Source organism: Frankia sp. BMG5.23 (assembly GCF_000685765.2).
Taxonomy (GTDB): domain Bacteria; phylum Actinomycetota; class Actinomycetes; order Frankiales; family Frankiaceae; genus Frankia; species Frankia casuarinae.
In genome coordinates this window covers 37,134-56,061 of record NZ_JDWE01000020.1, presented here as the reverse complement: position 1 = coordinate 56,061, position 18,928 = coordinate 37,134, and the positions used below count along the sequence as shown (strand labels likewise).

The following is an 18,928-nucleotide window of genomic DNA, read 5'->3' as shown; positions in this document are numbered from 1 at the left end:
GCATCCTCCTGCTGTCGCTGCTGTTGACGCGGTCCTCGCCGCCCGGCCCGACGGCGCTGCGCTCCCTGATGACCGTCTTCCAGCACGTGCGGCAGGCCCGCGATCCCTTCTGGCCCGACGATCTTTACCGGACGATGATCGCCGACTCGCTGACCCGGCCGGTCCTGCTCAACGCCGTCCGGGCCGAGCCGGAGCTGGGCGCCCCGGTCCGCGGCGGACTGCCCGCCACGAAGATCCGTCGTACCGCCGACGGTTGGGTGCTGACTGGGCACAAAGGCTACGCGACGAGCTCGGAGGGCCTGAGCTACCACCTGGCATGGGCGGCGACCGAGGACGACGACCCGTTGCTGGGACACGCGATCGTGCCGGCTGACAGCCCCGGAATCCGCATCGTGCGCACCTGGGACCACTTCGGGCTGCGGGCAAGCAGCACCCACGACGTGATCTACACCGACGTCGAGATCCCCACCGGGAACTTCCGGGGGGTGCCCCGCTCCGCCCAGCCTGCCGACACGAGCCTGGCCGCCGTCACGATCGGCGCCACCGCCCTGTATGTCGGGGTGGCGCGGGCCGCACAGGAGTTCTTCGTGCGCTTCGCGAACGAACGCGTTCCGACGTCGCTGGGCCGGCCGATCGCCACCACCGAGCGGATCCAGACGATCGCCGGGGAGATCGAGGCGCAGCTCGTCGCCGCCGAGGAGGTCGCCTTCGGGGTGGCCCGCCGCTTCGATGAGGGCGCGCCGGACGCCGCGGAGCGTGCGGTGCTCGCGAAGCCCCTCGTCGCCCGGGCCGCCATCACCGCCGTGCAGACCGCCGTCGCAGCCATCGGCAACCCCGGCCTGACGCGGCACAACCCGCTCGAACGGCACCTGCGCGACGTGCACTGCGTCCGCGTCCATCCCCCCCAGGAGGACACGGCGCTGCTGATCGCCGGTCGCCGGACCCTCGCCACCGCAGCTCCCGCTGTGCGGTCCCCTGCCCCGCCCGCACCACCCGAATCGACGCCGACCTCGTCGTCTCGTCCAGGAGCACCTCCAGGAGCACCTCCAGGAGCACCATCACCATGACTACCCCGACTACCCCGACTACCCCGCACCGGCACCGAACGACGCGAAGGCTGGCCGCAGCGGCCGTCTCCGTCCTCACGACCGTCACGCTCGCGGCCTGCGGGAACGGCGGCGGCAGCACGGCGTCGGGCGGGACCCCCGTCCCCGGCGGGCGGCTGAAGATCGCCTTCTGGTCGGACCTCCAGAACTGCGTCGACCCCAACCAGGTGTACTGGATAGAGACGCGCAGCCTCGACCGGAACATCGCCGACTCACTGACCGATCAGGATCCCAGCACCGGGAAGATCGTTCCCTGGCTGGCCAACAGCTGGACGGTGAGCCCCGACGCCAGCGAGTACACGTTCTCGCTGCGTAAAGGTGTGACCTTCAGCGACGGCACCACGCTCGACGCGGCTGCGGTGAAGACGGCCTTTGACGGGTTGCACGCGCTCGGCGCCAAGTCGACGCTGGGCCTGAGCTACCTGGCGAACTACAAGGCGACGACGGTCGTCGACCCCACCACGGTGAAGGTCGCCTTCAAGGGCGCCGCCCACCTCGACGGCATCGACGTCACCTACATCGCCGAGGACAGCGTCCGCGTCGGCCTTGACGATCCCGTGCCCGGGCAGTACTTTCGCCCCCTCTGGGACGCGCTGCACCTCGACTTCGGCCTCTCGCTCACCCAGAACACGACCGTCGGCGCGCTGCTCGCCGACAAGCTGCCCACGACCCTCGCCCTCGCGGCGGTCGCCGTCGTGCTCATGGCGGTGCTCGGCGTCACGGTCGCCTACCTCGCCAGCTACCTCCAGTGGGGGCCGGCGCGGGCGCTGCTGCCCCGGCTGCCCGCCGTCGCCATCTCGCTGCCGCCCTTCTTCGTGGGGCTGCTGCTCATCCAGATCTTCGCCTTCTCCCTCGGCTGGTTCCCGGCCACGGGCACGGACGGGTGGCGCAGCCTGGTGCTGCCCGCGCTGACCCTGTTCGGCGTCCTCGTCGGCCACATGGTGGCGAACGCCGTGGTCGTCGAGACCGTCTTCTCCCGCAGCGGCATCGGGCTCCTGGCCCAGCAGTCGGTCCTCAGCCAGGACGTGCCTGTCGTGCAGGCGATCGTCCTGATCGCCGCGGCCCTGTTCGTCACCGTCAACCTGCTCGTCGACCTGCTCTACTCGCTTCTCGACCCACGCGTCGCGTGGACGCCCCGGGTCAACTAGGCAGGAACTGATGCCCGAGAACATCCTCGCCAGGAATCGCGACCTCGCCCACCGAGAAGCTGCGCGGCCCGAGCCTCCACCACCTGTTCGGCACCGACGAACTCGGCCGGGACCTGTTCACCCGGGTCATCCACGGCTCCGCCATGACGGTCCGGGCAACCGGGGCGTCCGTGCTCATCGCGGTCGTCGTCGGTCTCGCGATCGGTGTCCTCGCCGGATTCTTCGGCGGCTGGATCGACGTGTTCCTCATGCGCGTGGTGGACGTTCTGCTCGCGATCCCGCTGCTGCTGGCGCTCGCGATCGTCACCGCCCTCGGGTTCGGCCTGGTGCCGATGGCGGTCGCGGTGGCGGTGGCCCTCGTGCCGCAGTTCGCGCGGACCACCCGGGCCCAGGTGTTCCAGGTCAAGGGCCAAGCCTACGTCGAGGCCGCCCGCACCGGGGGCGCATCCTGGGGTCGGGTGCTGTGGAAACACATCCTGCCCAACTCGTGGGGTCCGGTGGCGGTGCTCGCGGTCCTCGACTTCGGGACGGCCGTGCTCGTCATCTCCTCGCTCAGCTTCCTGGGCTTCGGTGCCCCGCCACCGGCGGCAGAATGGGGGACACTCATCTCGAACGGGCGCAACTTCCTCATCACCAGCCCCTGGCTGTCGCTGCTGCCGGGTCTGTTCGTCGGGCTGGTCGTGTTCAGCCTCAACCACATTGCCCGCACGATCGAAGAGGTGCAGCGGTGAACATGGTGAACACGGTGAGCGCGTGAATGCCGTGAGCACGGTGAGCACGAAGGCGGACGCCGTGGCGGGCCGGAACATCGTGGAGCTCACCGGGCTGTCCGTCGCGGGCACCGGCGTGACCGGCGCGTCCGAGCGGGTGCTGCGGACGATCCGCGGCACGGTGATCGGACTGGTCCCGCAGGACCCGATGGTCGGGCTCAACCCGACGATGCGGATCGGCGGGCAGGTGGCCGAGGCCGTGCGCCGCAGCGGCGTTGACAAGCGGCTCGTCTCCGCCGAGGTGGTCGAGGCGCTCGACCGGGCCGGGCTCGACAACCCGGTCCTGCGGGCCCGGCAGTACCCGAACCAGCTCTCCGGCGGCATGCGGCAACGGGTCCTCATCGCGATCGCGATCGCCGCGCATCCGCGCCTCATCGTCGCCGACGAACCGACGAGCGCGCTCGACGTCACCGTGCAGCGGCGGATCCCCGACCATCTCGGCCGCCTGGTTGCCGAGTCCGGCACCTCGCTGCTCATCATCACCCACGACCTCGGGGTCGCGGCCGACCAGGCCGACCGGGTCGTCGTGATGCGGCGCGGCCGGGTCGTCGAACGCGGGGCACCGGCGTCGATCCTGCGCACCCCGCGCGACCCTTACACCCGCCACCTCATCGAGGTGGCGCCGGCGTTGTCGTCCACCGGCGGCCTCGTCCCGCGCTTCCCCGAGGCGCCCCCGGCTCCCGAGCTGCTGCGGCTAGAGGGGATCACGAAGGACTTCCGGCTGCCCCGGACCCGGGGCGGGGAGCGGGTCTTCCGGGCGCTGGACGAGGTGTCCCTGTCGGTGCGGGCGGGCCAGACCCTGGGCCTCCTCGGCGAGTCCGGGTCGGGCAAGACCACCGCGCCGCGCATCGCGATGGGCCTGGAGAAGCCGACCAGCGGCCGGATCCACCTCGACGGGCAGGACATCACCTCCGCCGGCTGGTCGCAGCTGCGGCCGCTGCGGCGGCGGTTCCAGCTTGTCCACCAGAACCCGTTCTCCTCACTGGACCCGCGGTTCACCGTCGGGGAGAGCATCGCCGAGCCGCTGCTCTCCTTCCGCGTCGGCGACCGGGCCAGCCGCGCCGCCCGGGTGCGCGAGCTGCTCGATCAGGTCGCCCTGCCCGCCGCGTTCCGCGGCCGCCGGCCGATCGAGCTCTCCGGCGGCCAGCGCCAGCGGGTCGCGATCGCCCGGGCACTCGCGATCGAACCCGAGCTGGTCTTCCTCGACGAACCCGTCTCGGCGCTCGACGTGTCGGTGCAGGACCAGATCCTGACCCTGCTCCTGCGGCTGCAGCAGGAGCTCGGGGTCGCCTACTTCTTCATTTCCCACGATCTCGCCGTCGTGGCCCAGCTCGCCCACGAGGTCGCGGTGCTGCGCGCCGGCCGCATCGTCGAGAGTGCTCCGGCGGCCGACGTCCTCACCGCGCCGACGCAGGACCACACCCGCGAGCTGCTCGGCGCGATTCCCGGGCAACGGTTCGCGGCCGCACTCGCCGCCGCCCAAGGAAAGGACGCACGATGAGTCGCAGGTACGCACGCACGGTGAGTCGCGGGTACGCACGCACGGTGAGTCGCAGGTACATCGTCATCGGAGCCGGGGCCGTCGGCGCGACCGTCGCCGTGGAGCTGCGGCTCGCCGGGATCGACGTCGTCGTCGTGGCCCGGGGCGCGAACCTCGCGGCGCTGCGGGCGGGCGGGCTGCGCTACATCCGACCGCCGGCCACGCCCGGCGGTGAGCCCGACGAGCGGCGGATCCCCCTCGACGTCGTCGGCGGCCCGGACGAGGTCGACCTGCGTGGTGACGACGTGCTCGTCCTCGCCACCAAGTCGCAGGACTCCGAGGCGCTGCTCGCGCAGTGGGCATGGCGGCCGGTTGACGTTGACGGCACGCGGCGCACGGCGGCGGAGGCGCTGCCCGTCGTGCTGCTTCAGAACGGGATCGAGAACGCCCGTACGGCGTTGCGCCGGTTCGCCACGGTGATCGACGCGGTCGTCCTCAGCCCCTCCTCGCACGTGCGACCCGGCGAGGTCGTGTCCCCGGCGGCCCCGCTCGCGGCGGCCTTCTACCTGGGCCGCGCCCCTCGCGGCGCCGTTGACGACCCGACCGCCGAGGCTGTCGCGGCCGACCTGCGCCGAGCCTCGTTCGCCGTCGCGGTCGTCGCGGACATCGACCGACGCAAGGCCGGCAAGCTGCTGGGCAATCTGGCCTACAACCTCGACGCGATCTACGCTCCGAGCGAGCTGCGCGACGCGGCGGCTGCCGTGCTGGTCGAGGAGGCGCGGCGGGTGTTCGCCGCGGCCGGCGTGGAGACCGCCGGCGTCTGTCCGGACGACGGGCTCGACCTGTCCGGCCTCGTTCCGCACGAGATCCCCGGCTTCTCCCGGGAGGGCAGCTCCACCTGGCAGAGCCTGGCGCGTGGCGGGTCGGTCGAGTCGGACTTCCTCAACGGCGAGATCGTGCTGCTGGCCCGCCTGCACGGGCTGGCGGCACCGGTCAACGCCGGGGTGCAGCGGCGGATCGCCACCGCGGCGCGCACCGGCACGCCGCCGGGCGGATTCGACCAGGCCGACCTCGCCGCCCTGCTGGCCTCGGCACCTGCCGGCGTGGTCCCCTATGCCGACGTGGTCCCCTATGCCGACGTGGCCCCGGATGCCGGCAGGACACGTGCCGGCGTGGCGCTCGGGGAGGTCCTCGTCAACGTGAGACGTCTGCACGACGAGCTGCTCTCGCCCGGCCCGCCGCTGCTGCTCGACGTCCGCTGGGCCCTGGGTGACCCCCACGGGCACGACCACTACCGCGAGGGCCACCTGCCGGGCGCGGTCTACGTCGACCTGGACACCGAGCTCGCCGCCGCACCGGGCGGGACCGCCGGGCGGCATCCGTTGCCCGAGCTCGTCAACCTCCAGCAGGCCGCCCGGCGCTGGGGGCTGACCGCCGGGCGTGCGGTCGTGGTCTACGACGCGGTCGGCGGGCTGTCCGCCGCCCGGGCCTGGTGGCTGCTGCGCTGGGCGGGCGTCGCCGACGTCCGCATCCTCGACGGGGCACTCGCGGCCTGGCAGGAGGCCGGGTTCCCGCTCGAGACCGGCGAGATCATCTCGGCGCCCGGCGACATCGTCCTGCACGCCGGTCAGCTGCCGGTGCTCGACGCGGACGGCGCCGCCCGGGTGGCCCGCGAGGGTGTCCTCCTCGACGCCCGTGCGGCCGAGCGGTATCGCGGCGAGGTGGAACCGATCGACCCGCGCGCCGGCCACATCCCGGGAGCGGTGAGCGCCGCGACGGGGGAGAACCTCGACGCGAGTGGCCGGTTCCTGCCCCGGGACGAGCTGCGGGCCCGGTTCGCGGCCCTCGGCGTCGGCGGCGGCGGCGACGTCGGCGTCGGCGGCGACGGGAACGGGGCCGGCGGGCGGGCGCGGCCGGTCGGGGTGTACTGCGGATCCGGAGTGACGGCCTCCCACGAGATCGCCGCGCTCGCCGTCGCCGGCATCGACGCCGCCCTGTACCCGGGTTCCTGGTCGGCCTGGTCGGCCGACCCCGACCGGCCCGTCGCCACGGGTCCGCAATGACCCCGGCGCGGTTCGCGGTCGCGCTGCCGGCCGGGCAGTGGAGCACCGATCCGGCCGTCGTCAACGCCCACCGGTGGGACCGGTCCGGCTGGCAGCCCGCGGGCCGCCCGATCGGCGTCGCGTTCGCGCGCGAGGTGACCGACGTCCAGGCGGTGCTGCGGGCGGCGAGCGCGGCGCGGGTAGCGGTGACGGTGCGCGGCGCCGGTACCGGCCTCGCCGGGGGAGCCGCGGCCTCGGCGGGCAGCGTCGTGCTCGACCTGTCCGGAATGAACCGCATCCGCGAGCTGTCGGTTACCGACGCGGTCGCGGTCGTCGAGCCTGGCGTGATCACCGCCGATCTCGATCGGGCGGCCCGCGAGGTCGGCCTGTGCTACGCGCCGGATCCGGCGAGCGCGGCCATCTCCACCATCGGCGGGAACATCGCGACGAACGCCGGGGGCCTGAGCTGTGCGAAGTACGGCGTGACCCGGGAGTCGGTGCTCGGTCTGGACGTCGTCCTCGCAGACGGCGAGCGCATCAGCACCGGGCGGCGAACCGTCAAGGGGGTCGCCGGCTACGACCTGACCGGGTTGTTCGTCGGATCGGAGGGAACTCTCGGGGTGGTCGTCGGCGCCACCGTGCGGCTGCGGCCCGCGCCGCGCTCCACGGTCATCCTGGCGGCCTTCTTCGACACCTTCGCCGAGGCCGCCGAGGCCGTCACCGCGCTTGGCGTCGCCGGGATCGTCGTGGCCGTGGCCGAACTGCTCGACGGCCGCACGGTGCGGGCCGTCGACGCCGCCACCGGCAGCGACCTTGCCTCCGCCGGCGAGGTCTTCCTGCTCGTCCAGACCGACGGGTCGGGCGCGGGAGAGGAGGCCGATGCCGTCGAGGGCATTCTCGCCGAGCGGGCGAGGAAGGTCCGGCGGTCGGTGGACGAGGCCACGGCGGAGGCGCTGCTCGCCGCGCGCCGCTCGGCGCTACCCGCGCTGGAGCGCCTCGGCCGGGTGCTCATCGAGGACATCGCCGTGCCGCGCGGCCGGATGGCGCAGGCCGCCGCGCGCATCGTCGAGATCGGCGCCGCCACCGGCGTGGACATCTTCACTCTGGCCCACGCCGCCGACGGCAACCTGCATCCCATCATCGTGGTCGACCCCGTCGACCCCGTCGACCCCGCCGACCCCGCCATCCCCGAGCGTGCCTGGCACGCCGCCGAGCAGATCTTCGCCACCGCGCTGGACCTGGGCGGAACGGTGACCGGCGAGCACGGCGTCGGGGTGCTCAAACGGCGCTGGCTCGCCACGGAGCTCGGCTCACGCAGCCACGACCTGCAACTCCGGCTCCGTCAGGTCTTCGACCCGGCCGGCATCCTCAACCCGGGCCGCGCGATCTGACCATTGACCGGCCCGCGCCGCCGTGAGTGTCGCTTCTCGCACGGTGGGCGGGGACCGGGCGAATCTTCCCAGCGCTCCCGATGGTGAGAATCGCTACCGACAGTGAGAATCGCTACCGATGGTGAGAACAGTCCCAACGGCGAGAACACGAGAACGGGGACAGTCTCGGCCGCGCGCCCCATCATTGTCGATGTGGGCAGTGGGGCCGGGCGCGCTGTTCGCCTCATGACTTCGTCGTCCCGAGGAGAAGACCATCATCAAGGGCACCTTCCGTTCCTTGTCCGTCTACAATTTCCGGCTCTTCGCGGGTGGCCAGGTGTTGTCCGTGACGGGAACCTGGATGATGGTCGTGGCCCAGGACTGGCTCGTCCTTTCGCTGAGCGGCGACTCGGGAACAGCCCTGGGCCTCGTGACCGCCCTGCAGTTCACCCCGATGCTGTTGCTGACCCTCTACGGCGGAAGGCTCGCGGACCGCTACGACAAACGCCGGCTACTGACCGTCGCGAACCTGGCCTCCGGACTGCTCGCCCTGGCGCTGTCGCTGCTGGTGTTAACCGGCACGGTCCGGCTGTGGCACATCTGCCTGTTCGCACTGGGCCTCGGTCTCGTGAACGCCGTCGAGATGCCGACCCGGATGGCATTCGTGAGCGAGCTGGTCGGCGCCGAACTCCTCCCCAACGCGTCGGCGCTGAGCGCGGCGTACTTCAACGTCGCCCGGGTCGCCGGCCCGGCCGTCGCCGGCCCGTTGATCGGCGGCTTCGGTACCGGCCCGGTCATGATGTTCAACGCCGTGAGCTACCTCGCGACGGTGGTGGGTCTGCGGATGATGCGCCCGGCCGAGATGCACCGCGACGCGCGCCGGGCGACCTCCACCCGCGTCGTCGACGGACTGCGGTACGTGCTCGGCCGGGAGGACCTGGTGCTCGTGCTTGGACTCGTCGCGACGATCGGGCTGTTCGGCCTGAACTTCCAGCTCACCGTGCCCCTGCTCGCCAGGACGGTATTTCATGCCGACGCGGCGGCCTTCGGGCTGCTCACCAGCGGGCTCGCCGCCGGATCGCTGCTCGCGGCCCTCGTGACGACCGCCCGCCGCACCCGCCCGTCGGCCGGCATGGTGATCGGATCCGCGCTCGCGTTCGGCCTGCTGGAGACGGTGACCGGCTGGGCGCCCAGCTATGCCACGGCGGCCGTGCTCCTGATCCCTACCGGCTTCGCGACGATCTACTTCGCTCAGGCGGCGAACCACCGCATCCAGCTCGGCAGCGATCCGCAGTACCGAGGCCGGGTGATGGCGATCTATACCCTGATCCTGCAGGGATCGACGCCGCTAGGTGCCCTGTTCGTCGGCTGGCTCACCGAGCACCGTGGCGCCCGCGCCGGGTTCTACATCGGAGGTCTCGTTTCGGTCGCCGCCGCGATCGCCACACTGGTGGTGGACCGCATGCGGGCCGCGGCCGTCGACGACCCGCCACGCCCCGGCGCCCCGGCGCCCGGCGCCCGAACTGTAGAGGGTTAGTCACGGTCCACAGTCTCCGCCATTGCTAACCCGCCACACTTTCCCGTTTCCCACACCGGGCCGCCCGCCACCTAGTGGTCCTGTTGCCGGAGGTGATGTGTCGAACGCCGAGTCGAACGCCGAGCGGAAAAGAGCCCCGGGAACCCTTGCATCGCCTAAGCTGGAGACTGAGGGATTCCCCGGATAATTCGATTCCATCACGAGAGCGGTGTACTATCATCATGCGAGTATCCGACCGCGGCGGTGGCCGTGTCCAGTGACGTCGATCTGTGGCTGAGGCGTTTCCATCCGGCGTCGGCGAGCGCCCCGCGGCTTGTCTGTTTTCCCCATGCGGGCGGCGCGGCAAGCTTCTACGTTCCGCTATCCAGGGCATTGTCGCCGGTCGCCGAGGTGCGTTCGGTGCAGTATCCGGGCCGCCAGGACCGGCGGACGGAGAGGCCCGAGACGGCCATCGAACCCCTCGCGGACCGCATTGCCGACGTGCTGCGTCCCCTCACCGACCGCCCGCTGGCGTTCTTCGGTCACAGTATGGGGTCGACCGTCGCCTTCGAGGTGACCCGCCGGCTGGAGGCGGCGGGCGGCCCGGTGCCGTTCGTGCTGTTCGCATCCGGCCGCAGAGCCCCGTCGGCCTCCCGCGCCGAATCCGTGCATCTCCTGGACGACGAGGGTTTTCTGCGGGAAATCCGTGCGCTTGGTGGAACCGACCCGCGCATCCTCGCCGATCCCGAAATACTGAAGCTGATCCTGCCGCCCACCCGGGCGGACTACCGGGCGATCGAAACGTATTCTGCCCCGTCGGACGCGGTGATCGGTACGGCGATTACCGTGCTGGTCGGGGATTCCGACGCCAAGGCCACCGTGGCCGAGGCCGAACAATGGCGGGCGCACACGACCGGTGCGTTCACGCTGAAGGTCTTTCCCGGTGGCCATTTCTATCTGTCGGACCAGCAGGCCGCCGTCATCGACACCGTCTCGGCCGGGCTGGTTCCCGCGGCCACCGCGGGGCCCTCGCTCTGACCCGTCGGCTTGCCCCGCCGGCTGGCTCGTCGGTCAACGTTGTCGACCTGGACGTGTCGACCTGGACGTGACCCCCACCACGGGCACCGGCGGCACCCCGGGCGGGATTCGCGTCAGCGTATTTCGTTCGGGGCCGTGGCACCGCGGCTACGCTTCGACCGTGCGGTACGGGTCGGGACGCGAGGGACGCGAGGGACGCGAGGGACACGAGGGACACGAGGGTGTGGTGGCCGGTCTGCTCGCCGCGGCCGCGGCCGAGACGGGCGCGTCCGTGGGGACCCCGCCGGCGCGGGCGATGTCCCGCGCCTACCGGGAGTTGTCCGACCGGTATCGCGCGAACACCGCCACACCGGGTGACGGCGAGCTGACGGCGGATCACGTCCAGGCCTACCTCGCCGCCCGACTGCCCGCGACGCTGGCGGTCACCCGCGCGGTTCTCGGTGAGGTGGCGCTGCGCCGCCCGGACTGGCGGCCCGGGTCCGTCCTCGACCTGGGCGCGGGTCCCGGGACGGCGACCTGGGCCGCGCTGGCGGTCTTCCCCGGCGTGACCCGGGCCGTCCTGGTCGAGCGGTCCGCGCTGATGATCGACGTCGGTCGCCGGCTGGCCCGCCGCGGTGGCGCGCCGGCGCTGGGCACCGCGACCTGGCAGCGCACGTCCGTGCTCACCCCGCCCGGCGACGGCGCGGACCGGGCCGACCTGACAGTGGCGGCCTATGTGCTGGGCGAGCTCGCCGACGGCGACCGGGCCGCAGCCGTGGCCGCGTGGTGGCGGGCCACCGCGGCGGAGTTGGTCATCATCGACGCGGGAACCCCGGCCGGCTTCGCGCGGATCCGCGCCGCGCGCTCGGCGCTCGTCGAGACCGGCGCGACCATCACCGCGCCCTGCCCCGCCGACGACGACTGCCCGATGACGGCGGGGGACTGGTGCCACTTCGGCCGGCGGGTCGAGCGCAGCGCACTGCACCGGGCGATGAAGGACGGTGCGCTCGGGTACGAGGACGAGAAGTACTCCTACCTCGTCGCGTCGCGCCGGCCGCCCGCGCACGCCGCCGGTCGGGTGCTGCGCGTGCCGCGGGCCCGCTCGGGCCATGTCCGCCTGACGGTCTGCGAGGCGCCGCGGCAGGGTGACGTGGTCATGCCGCGGCAGCGTGACGTGGTCGTTTCCCGCAGCGAGAAGGAGGCCTACCGCTGGGCCCGGCGGGCCTCCTGGGGGGACGCCGTCCCGCCCGGCACCGGGCCGCGCTGACCCGCTGTCAACGTCGGGACCCGCCGGTGACCGGAACCCGGTGACCGGAACCCTTTGACCTGGTACCCGGCAGTCATGGCCAGTTACCGGCTGTCTACGCTTATGTCTGTTATGCCGTTGTCTGTTATGCCGTGTCGGTGTGCGTCGAAGCCGGTCCATCAGATGGACGGCGGGTCGACGGCGGCCCGCCGCCGGGCCCGCCGGTCGGGCCGCACGCCGGCGCTGATCGTCGCGGCCATCTGCGGGTGTTCGTTTGTCGTCAGCCTGGTCCTGCAGGCGACGCTGTACCGGCACGGCTCGGGTGACGCGGACGAGGCGGCCTACGTCCTGCAGGCGCGCATGCTGCTCGACGGCCGCCTCACCCTGGACGCGAACACCGTCGAGCCGTTCTTCCGGCCCTGGCTGACCGGGGAGCACGACGGGCGGGTGTTCACCAAGTACCTTCCCGGGTGGCCGGCGCTGCTCGCCGCGTCCCAGGCGTTGTTCGCCACCATGGCCGTCGCCCCGGCCCTGGTGGCGGCCGGCTGGGTGGCCGGGACGTACCGGCTGGCCCGCGAGCTCTTCGACGACGCGGTCACCGCGGTCACGGCGGCGGTGTTCGTCGCGCTGTCCCCGCTCGTCCTGGTACACACCTCGCTGCCCCTCGCCTACGCGTGCGGAGCCGCGACGCTGACCCTGGCGTGCGCGGCGCTGCTGCGTGGCGGCCGGACCGGGGCGCGGCTGTCGCTCATCGGCGGCGGGGCAGGCCTGGGATTCGTCCTGCTCCTGCGGCCCTTCGACGCGGTGATCGTCGCCGTTCCCGTCGTGGTGTTCGTGCTGGCGCGGCTGTGGCGGTCCGCGGGTGGCCGGTCCGCGGGTGGTCGGTTCATGCGTGCCGTGGCGCACCGGACCGCCTGGGCACTCGCCGGCCTGGCGCCGTTCGTTGTCGTGCTCCTGGCGTACTGCCGGCGGGTGACCGGTTCTGCGCTCCGGGCGCCGCTGTCGGCCTCCGATCCGCTGGACCGCTTCGGTTTCGGGCCGCGTCGCATCCTGCCCTCGGAGCCGACGTTCCTGTTCACCCGCCGGCTCGCCCTCGAGGCCCTGCACGGCACCGTCGTGGCGGCCCCGAGCTGGGTGTTCGGGGGCGTCGCGGTCCTCGTACTCGCGATCTTCGGCGCGCTGCGGGCGCACCGCCGTCCCGAGCGCGTCCTGCTGGTCGTCATCGTCGCCGCCGTCGGTGGCGGCTACTTCTTCTGGTGGGGTTCGGCGTTCGCGATGCCGGGCCTGCTCAACGGTCTCGGTCCGCACTACCATCTGGCCGCGTTCGCCCCGATCATGATTCTCGCCGCCGACGGCGCCCGCCGGGTGTGGTCCATGAGCGAACGGTGGTTCTCCCCGTGGCCCGGCACCGGCTCTCCGCCGGCCCGACCCGTCCCGCGGCGACCCGTTCTGCGCGGATCAGGTCTGCGCAGACCCGTCATCGCGGTCCTCGCCGCCGCGGGCCTGATCCTCCTCACTGTGGACGCGATCCCGGACAAGGTCGCCGGCCAGCGATGGGTGAACGACCGCAACGCGTTCCTCGACGCCCTGCTGCCGGACCGCTACCCGGCCCCGGCGGTGGTCGTCGTGACGCCCGGCGTCCCGAGCCGTTACACCCAGGTGCCGTACCAGATGCTGCGGAACACCCCGGACCTCGCCGGGCCGGTGGTGTACGCCGCCGACATCGGTGCCGGCACGGCCACCCTGCCCGACCGGATGCCGGGCCGGGCGGTCTACCGGCTGCGTCCCGACGAGATCGTCGACCCGGCCGCGCCCGCGAGCTACTTCGGGTCCTTCACCGCGCTGCGCCAAGTCGCCGGCAACCGCGTCCGCGTCCAGGTGACGGCGCGCGATCCCGGTGGTGCTGGTGGCTCCGGTGGCACCCTATACATCCGGTTGGGTGCCACGACCAGAACCGTCCAATTCGGGCCCGCGAACGCCGGGCCCGCGGACGCTCCCGGGATCACGCACACCTTCACGGTGACGACCGGCACCCCGCTCGGACCGGACGAGCTCGGCATCGCCGGTGCGACGCTGCCCGACGAGCTCGTCGTCGGGTTCACCGTGCCGACGGGAGCCGGTGCGGCACGCTGGGAGGAGCGGATCCCGCTGGCCCGGCGTCCCTCCGGAGAGCTGGCCCTGCTCGTGCCCGGCCTGGGCTGGCGTCAGGTGCCGAACCGGCCCGGAGCGGGATGGCTGCCCGCCCCGGTCCGTCCGGCGCTGGCCGTCTCGGTCGGTGCGACGTGACCGGGGAACGGATCGTGACCAGATAATTCGATGGATTTGACCGGTGCGGCGCCGGGGTCAGACCCAAATCCGCCAGTAGCGTGATGGTGATTGTTTGCCGGTCGGTTTCGTGATCGAAATCGGTGGGGAGGGCTTCCCGGCCGGTTTCGGGTACGCCGAGAGCCCGAATGTTGCTCCGGGCGGGCCGGGGTCCTTTCCGGGGTGTGGGGGTGGCTGTGAGGTCGGGGTGGGGTGGTGCGACGGGTGCGCGGGGGCTCGGCGGCCAGCTGTCAGGTGGCGGCGGGCAGGGCGTCGAGCCGGTCGAGGGCGGCGGCGAGGTGCCGGTCACGCCCTGGTGGCAGCCTCAGCCGGCCAACATCACCCCGCTACTGGCGTAGCTGGGTCAGAACAGCGGCACGCTTCCGCTCTCGGACTGGCCGAGCCGGTGGCAGGTGTCGCTGTCGCGCAGGTAGCCGAAGGAGAAGGCCTGGGCGCGTTGACGGGGGGTGCCGTGGGCGCCCGGGGCGGAGGCCGCCTCCTGGTCGAACCAGCCACTGTCGCGGGTGTCGCCGATGCTGTAGAACAGCAGCGCGCCCTGCAGCGCGTCGGTGAACGCGATGCGCTTGGCGTCGTGCGCGCTCTTGGCCTGGCGGCCGGCGAAGCAGTCGGCCTGGTTCTCCTCCGCGCGCGACACCACGCCGATCGTCCCGCCGATCCGGGCGCCCCGATGGCCCAGCTCGTGCATGATCACAAACAGCGGGTAGGACGCTCCACCCGCCTGGAACAGCTCCGTCATGAAGTCGACGCTGTAGGCGACGGTGTCGTCGAGCTGGCAGTACAGTGCGTTGTCCGCGAACTGCTTGGGATCGTTCACCTGCGCGCCGCAGGCGTCCTGCGGAACCTGGCCGTCCCGGTAGGGGACGAACCGCGGTGGTGTCCACGCGTCGCCGAGTTCGCCGTGCCAGAAGCTGTTCGTGCCGCCCGGGCAGCCGACCGGTTCGGAGAGGAGCTTCTCGACCCCGGCGAGGTCGGTCACCCTGCCTCCGCACTCCCCGGCGGCCGCGATCGGCACCGCCGACGTGCTCACCGATGTCCCCCCCGCGGCCGCGTCCCCCGCGGCCGCGTCCCCCGCGGCCGCGTCCGCCGCGGGGGACGCGTTGCAGCCGGTCAGTACCCCGACGGACACGACGATCGCGGCCAACGCCGCCCAGATGACCCGCACGAGGCATCACCGTAGAGGTCCGCCCCGGTGTGTGGAACCCGACGTCGTCACCCTGACAGGCGCCGACGCCCTGACCTCGCCTAGCTGCCGGTCGACGGCCCGGCCACAGGCCCCGATGGGCGCCCATCGGTGGAACCGGGTGAACCCGCCCGCGCCCGTCAGGCCACCGGCCACGAGGCAGAGGCGGTCCGGGGGCGTCAGGCGAACAGCTCGCGGATGTCGTCGGCGTCGAGCGTCGAGCTGAACACGTCACCGTCGTCCATGACGCTGGAGAACAGCCGTGCCTTCCGGTCCTTCATCGCCATCACCTTCTCCTCGATCGTGTCCCGGGCGACGAGGCGGTAGACCATGACGTTGCGGGACTGCCCGATGCGGTGCGTCCGGTCCACCGCCTGTTCCTCGGTCGCGGGATTCCACCACGGATCGAGCAGGAAACAGTAGTCCGCCTCGGTCAGGTTCAGGCCGAACCCGCCGGCTTTCAGGCTGACGAGAAAAACCGGGGCCGACCCCGTCTTGAACCGCTCGAGCACGGTGGACCGGTCGCGGGTCCGGCCGTCGAGGTAGCAGTGCTCCACACCGAGGGCGGACAACCGTTCGCGTACCTTGCCGAGAAATCCGGTGAACTGGCTGAAGACCAGGGCCCGGTGACCACTGTCGACGACGTCGGTGAGCTGCTCGAACAGAGCGTCGATCTTGGCGCACGGCAGGTCTGCGTGGTGGTCGTCCACCAGGCCGGCGTGCAGGCTGAGCTGGCGCAGCAGGGTCAGCGAGCGCAGGATCGTGAAGCGGTTGCGGTTCATGTCGTCGACCAGGCCCAGTACCTTCTGCCGTTCCCGTTGCAGATAGGTCTGGTAGAGCCTGCGGTGCCGCGGGTGCAGGTCCACCTCCAGGACCTGTTCCTGCTTTGGCGGGAGCTCGGGCGCCACCTGTTCCTTGGTGCGGCGCATCATCAGCGGCCTGATCCGCCGTCGGAGCTGGGCGAGCAGCTCGACGTCGTTCTGCTTCTCGACCGGCCGGGCGTAGTAGTCGCGGAAGCGGATCGGGTTCGGGAACAGGCCGGGCGCGGCCACCGACAGCAGCGACCACAGCTCCATCAGGTTGTTCTCCATCGGGGTCCCGGTGACGGCCAGTTTGAACGGCGCCGGCAGCAGCCGGGCGCACCGGTAGGCCTTCGCCTGGTGATTCTTGATCATCTGGGCCTCGTCGAGGATCAGGCCCGACCAGGCCAGGCTCGCGTACTCCTCGTGCTCGAGGCGGAAGAGCGTGTACGAGGTGATCACCAGGTCGGCGCCCGACACCGCCTCGTCGAGGGCCTCGCCACGCCGCCGCTGCGTGTCGCGGATCGCCACCGTTCGCAGCCCGGGCGCGAACCGGGCCGCCTCCGCGGCCCAGTTCGACACGACGCTCGTCGGCGCGACGACGAGGAACGGCGCGAGCTCGGGATCGGCCTGCCGGGCGTGGCAGACCAGCGCCAGCGTCTGCAGCGTCTTTCCCAGGCCCATGTCGTCGGCGAGCACCCCGCCCAGCCGGTACTTCCAGAGGAACGCCAGCCACCGGAAACCGTCGAGCTGGTAGGAGCGCAACGTCGCCGCGAGCGTCGCCGGCGGCTCCTGTTCGAGCTGGCCCTCGGCACCCAGCTCCAGCAGCCCCGTCACCTGCTGGCGCCACGACCGCGCCTGGCGCTCGACCACACCGAGCCCGGCGAGCTCCTCCCACAGCCCGACCTGGAACCGACTGATCCGCAGCGGGCCGCCGGGTGAGTCCTGTAGTGCCCGCGCCTCCTCGATCAGTCGCCGCAACGACTGCAGCTCGGGCTTCTGCAGGCTGAAGTAGGCGCCGTCGGCGAGGAGCAGGTGCGACTGCCCCTGACTCAGCGCCAGGAAGACGTCCGTGAACGGCACCTGCCGGCCCTCCACGGTGACGGTGACCCCGAGATCGAACCAGTCGGTCTCGCCCACCACATCGTCGGTGGACAGGCCGATGAGCAGCGAGTCGCCGGCCTCCCGGTAGGCCGCGGGGTCACCGCTGACCTCGACGGCCACCCCGGGCCGGTCCGCCAGCAACGGGAGCAGCTCCGTCGTCGCGCGCATCGTGTCGACGCCGCGCAGCCGCACCCGTGGCCGCAGACCGGAACCCTGGTCACCGGCGAGCAGGGCGGCCGTGCCGGAGGGCAGATCCAGCGCCGCCAGCACGTCCCGCAACGCGTCCTGCTCCTGGCGCGGATCCCGTAACCCGTCCGGTTCCGCGGCGGGAGGCGTCGCGGCGGGCAGCATCGTGCCGTCCGGTTCGGTGCCGTCCGGCTCCGTCGCGTACAGCGGCACGTGGATCCGCTCGCCGCCGACCTCGTAGGCCCATCCCCAGCTGAGGTCGAGTTCGTGGTCATCGCCGTAGGAGGCGTGCAGCACCAGGGCCGGCGGCGGCACCTCCGGCGGCTCGAAGGAACCGTCGCTGGACACCACGGGGGCCAGGCGCCGCAGGCGCGGGTAGAACTCCGCGCGGAAGCGGGACTCCTCGCTGCGGGGCACCCGCAGGCTCCGGTTCCCGACCGCCATCCGCTGCAGCCGTGGCGGCACCGGCTGGGCGAGCCGCGCGAGCCGGACGTGCCAGTCCCGATGGTCGTCGGAGGTCAGGACCTCCGCCCGGTCGACGTACACGACGCCGTGGCCGTCGCGGCCGATGAACGAGAACACGGCGGCGTCCGTCGCCGTCCCGCCGAGGTGGAGCAGGGGAGCCACGACCAGCGACTGCGTGCTCTCGTCCTGGGTGACGTTCAGGCACAGTTCCGCGGAACCGTACCGGCTCACGTCGCCGAGCTTCTTGCGGGCATGCACGAACCGGAGGCCGACCGCCTCGGCCTCGTCGAGCATCGACCAGAGCTGCCGGCTTTCGAACGCGCAGAGATCGAGTCGTTTCGCGCCGCCGGAAGAGTAGGAGGAGTAGTACGAGTACCCATACCGCTCCTCATGGGCCCGGTACACGGCGAAGAACTCCTGCAGCAGCCGTACCTGCGGCTGTTGGTACTCGCGGGTCTGGTACGCCGCGTTGAGGGCGTCCCACCCGATGGCGTTGACCCAGCCGTTCCGGCCCGGCTGCACCAGCCGGGCCGTGACCCGCAGGCCCAGCTCGGACCCGCCGCCGTGGGCCGGCGGATCCGCCGTGAAGCTCAGCTCGACGGCCAACGGCGTCGTCCCGGCGGCCCCGCCATGGCCGCCGCCGACGGCGGGCGAGGAACCCAGCAGCTCTCCCAGGTCCTCGGTCCAGGCAGCCGACCGGGACGGCCGCGGCTGAGCCGGCCGGGGCCGAGCCGACCGCGGGGAGGACCCGGACCGCCGCGCCGATGGGCCGGGGGCCGCCGCACCCGTTGCCGCGCTCGCCGTGGCCGTCGCGCCTGTCGTGGCCGTCAGCACCAGCGCCACGACGTGCTTGCAGTCGGCGCCCACCGGGCAGGTGCACGAGCCGTACTGGAACGTCCAAGAGGACGGACCGTCACCCGAGAACTGCGCGTTCGTCGCGTAGACCTCGCCGCCGCTTCCACGCACCCGGCCCTGGAGGGTGTTCTCGTCGGGGTCCCAGTCGATCCTCGTGACCGCGCTCTGCTGGGCGTAGTGCACACCTCTGGCATACGAACGTTCGCTGACGGCTGTCCGGAGACCGGCGGTGCCGGGTCCCTGCCACGACACGGAGAGCATGCCGTTAAGGTAGCAGGCGGTGACGGAAGGTCGCCAAGCAGCCCGACTCGGCCGTCG

12 protein-coding genes and 1 pseudogene are annotated in these 18,928 nt (G+C 72.2%); 11 read left to right on the top strand and 2 right to left on the bottom strand.

What is annotated here, in order from left to right; translation table 11 throughout:
- Positions 1 to 2: 2 nt before the first annotated feature.
- The 11 genes and pseudogenes from BMG523DRAFT_RS11505 (at position 3) to BMG523DRAFT_RS25280 (ending at position 14,358) form a co-directional block, all read left to right on the top strand.
- The gene (locus BMG523DRAFT_RS11505; RefSeq protein ID WP_235463096.1) at positions 3 to 1,067 is read left to right on the top strand and encodes an acyl-CoA dehydrogenase family protein; all 1,065 of its coding nucleotides are present in this window, start codon (positions 3 to 5) and stop codon (positions 1,065 to 1,067) included.
- Entirely contained in the window at positions 1,064 to 2,254 is a 1,191-nt protein-coding gene (locus tag BMG523DRAFT_RS26435) for an ABC transporter substrate-binding protein (RefSeq protein ID WP_051623846.1), read from the top strand. Before BMG523DRAFT_RS11505 ends, BMG523DRAFT_RS26435 begins: the two co-directional genes overlap by 4 nt.
- Positions 2,255 to 2,292: 38 nt before the next feature.
- Positions 2,293 to 2,985: pseudogene (locus tag BMG523DRAFT_RS11495) on the top strand (ABC transporter permease); the annotation flags it as partial.
- Between the two features lie 22 nt (positions 2,986 to 3,007).
- Positions 3,008 to 4,525, top strand: a complete 1,518-nt coding sequence (locus tag BMG523DRAFT_RS11490; protein WP_035732766.1) for an ABC transporter ATP-binding protein — start codon at positions 3,008 to 3,010, stop codon at positions 4,523 to 4,525.
- A 44-nt stretch (positions 4,526 to 4,569) separates the two neighbouring features.
- Complete coding sequence (locus tag BMG523DRAFT_RS11485) at positions 4,570 to 6,567, top strand: rhodanese-like domain-containing protein (RefSeq protein WP_043591160.1); 1,998 nt, start codon at positions 4,570 to 4,572, stop codon at positions 6,565 to 6,567.
- Complete coding sequence (locus tag BMG523DRAFT_RS11480; protein ID WP_051623844.1) at positions 6,564 to 7,937, top strand: FAD-binding oxidoreductase; 1,374 nt, start codon at positions 6,564 to 6,566, stop codon at positions 7,935 to 7,937. The genes BMG523DRAFT_RS11485 and BMG523DRAFT_RS11480 overlap by 4 nt, the downstream gene beginning before the upstream one ends.
- A 256-nt stretch (positions 7,938 to 8,193) precedes the next feature.
- Complete coding sequence (locus tag BMG523DRAFT_RS11475; RefSeq protein ID WP_035910857.1) at positions 8,194 to 9,453, top strand: MFS transporter; 1,260 nt, start codon at positions 8,194 to 8,196, stop codon at positions 9,451 to 9,453.
- 243 nt (positions 9,454 to 9,696) lie between these two features.
- The gene (locus BMG523DRAFT_RS11470; RefSeq protein ID WP_011436824.1) at positions 9,697 to 10,470 is read left to right on the top strand and encodes a thioesterase II family protein; all 774 of its coding nucleotides are present in this window, start codon (positions 9,697 to 9,699) and stop codon (positions 10,468 to 10,470) included.
- Between the two features lie 160 nt (positions 10,471 to 10,630).
- Positions 10,631 to 11,716, top strand: coding sequence for a small ribosomal subunit Rsm22 family protein (locus BMG523DRAFT_RS11465; protein WP_049760911.1), 1,086 nt, complete (start codon positions 10,631 to 10,633; stop codon positions 11,714 to 11,716).
- Positions 11,717 to 11,878: 162 nt separating this feature from the next.
- The gene (locus BMG523DRAFT_RS11460) at positions 11,879 to 13,981 is read left to right on the top strand and encodes a hypothetical protein (protein ID WP_023840273.1); all 2,103 of its coding nucleotides are present in this window, start codon (positions 11,879 to 11,881) and stop codon (positions 13,979 to 13,981) included.
- A 209-nt stretch (positions 13,982 to 14,190) separates the two neighbouring features.
- On the top strand, positions 14,191 to 14,358 hold the full coding sequence (locus BMG523DRAFT_RS25280; protein WP_157493410.1) for a hypothetical protein: 168 nt from the start codon (positions 14,191 to 14,193) through the stop codon (positions 14,356 to 14,358).
- A 5-nt stretch (positions 14,359 to 14,363) separates the two neighbouring features.
- Here the strand turns inward: BMG523DRAFT_RS25280 and BMG523DRAFT_RS11455 are convergent, their stop codons facing one another.
- The gene (locus BMG523DRAFT_RS11455; protein ID WP_023840275.1) at positions 14,364 to 15,182 is read right to left on the bottom strand and encodes a metalloprotease; all 819 of its coding nucleotides are present in this window, start codon (positions 15,180 to 15,182) and stop codon (positions 14,364 to 14,366) included.
- Between the two features lie 197 nt (positions 15,183 to 15,379).
- The gene (locus BMG523DRAFT_RS11450; protein WP_011436820.1) at positions 15,380 to 18,871 is read right to left on the bottom strand and encodes a DEAD/DEAH box helicase; all 3,492 of its coding nucleotides are present in this window, start codon (positions 18,869 to 18,871) and stop codon (positions 15,380 to 15,382) included.
- Positions 18,872 to 18,928 lie beyond the last annotated feature (57 nt).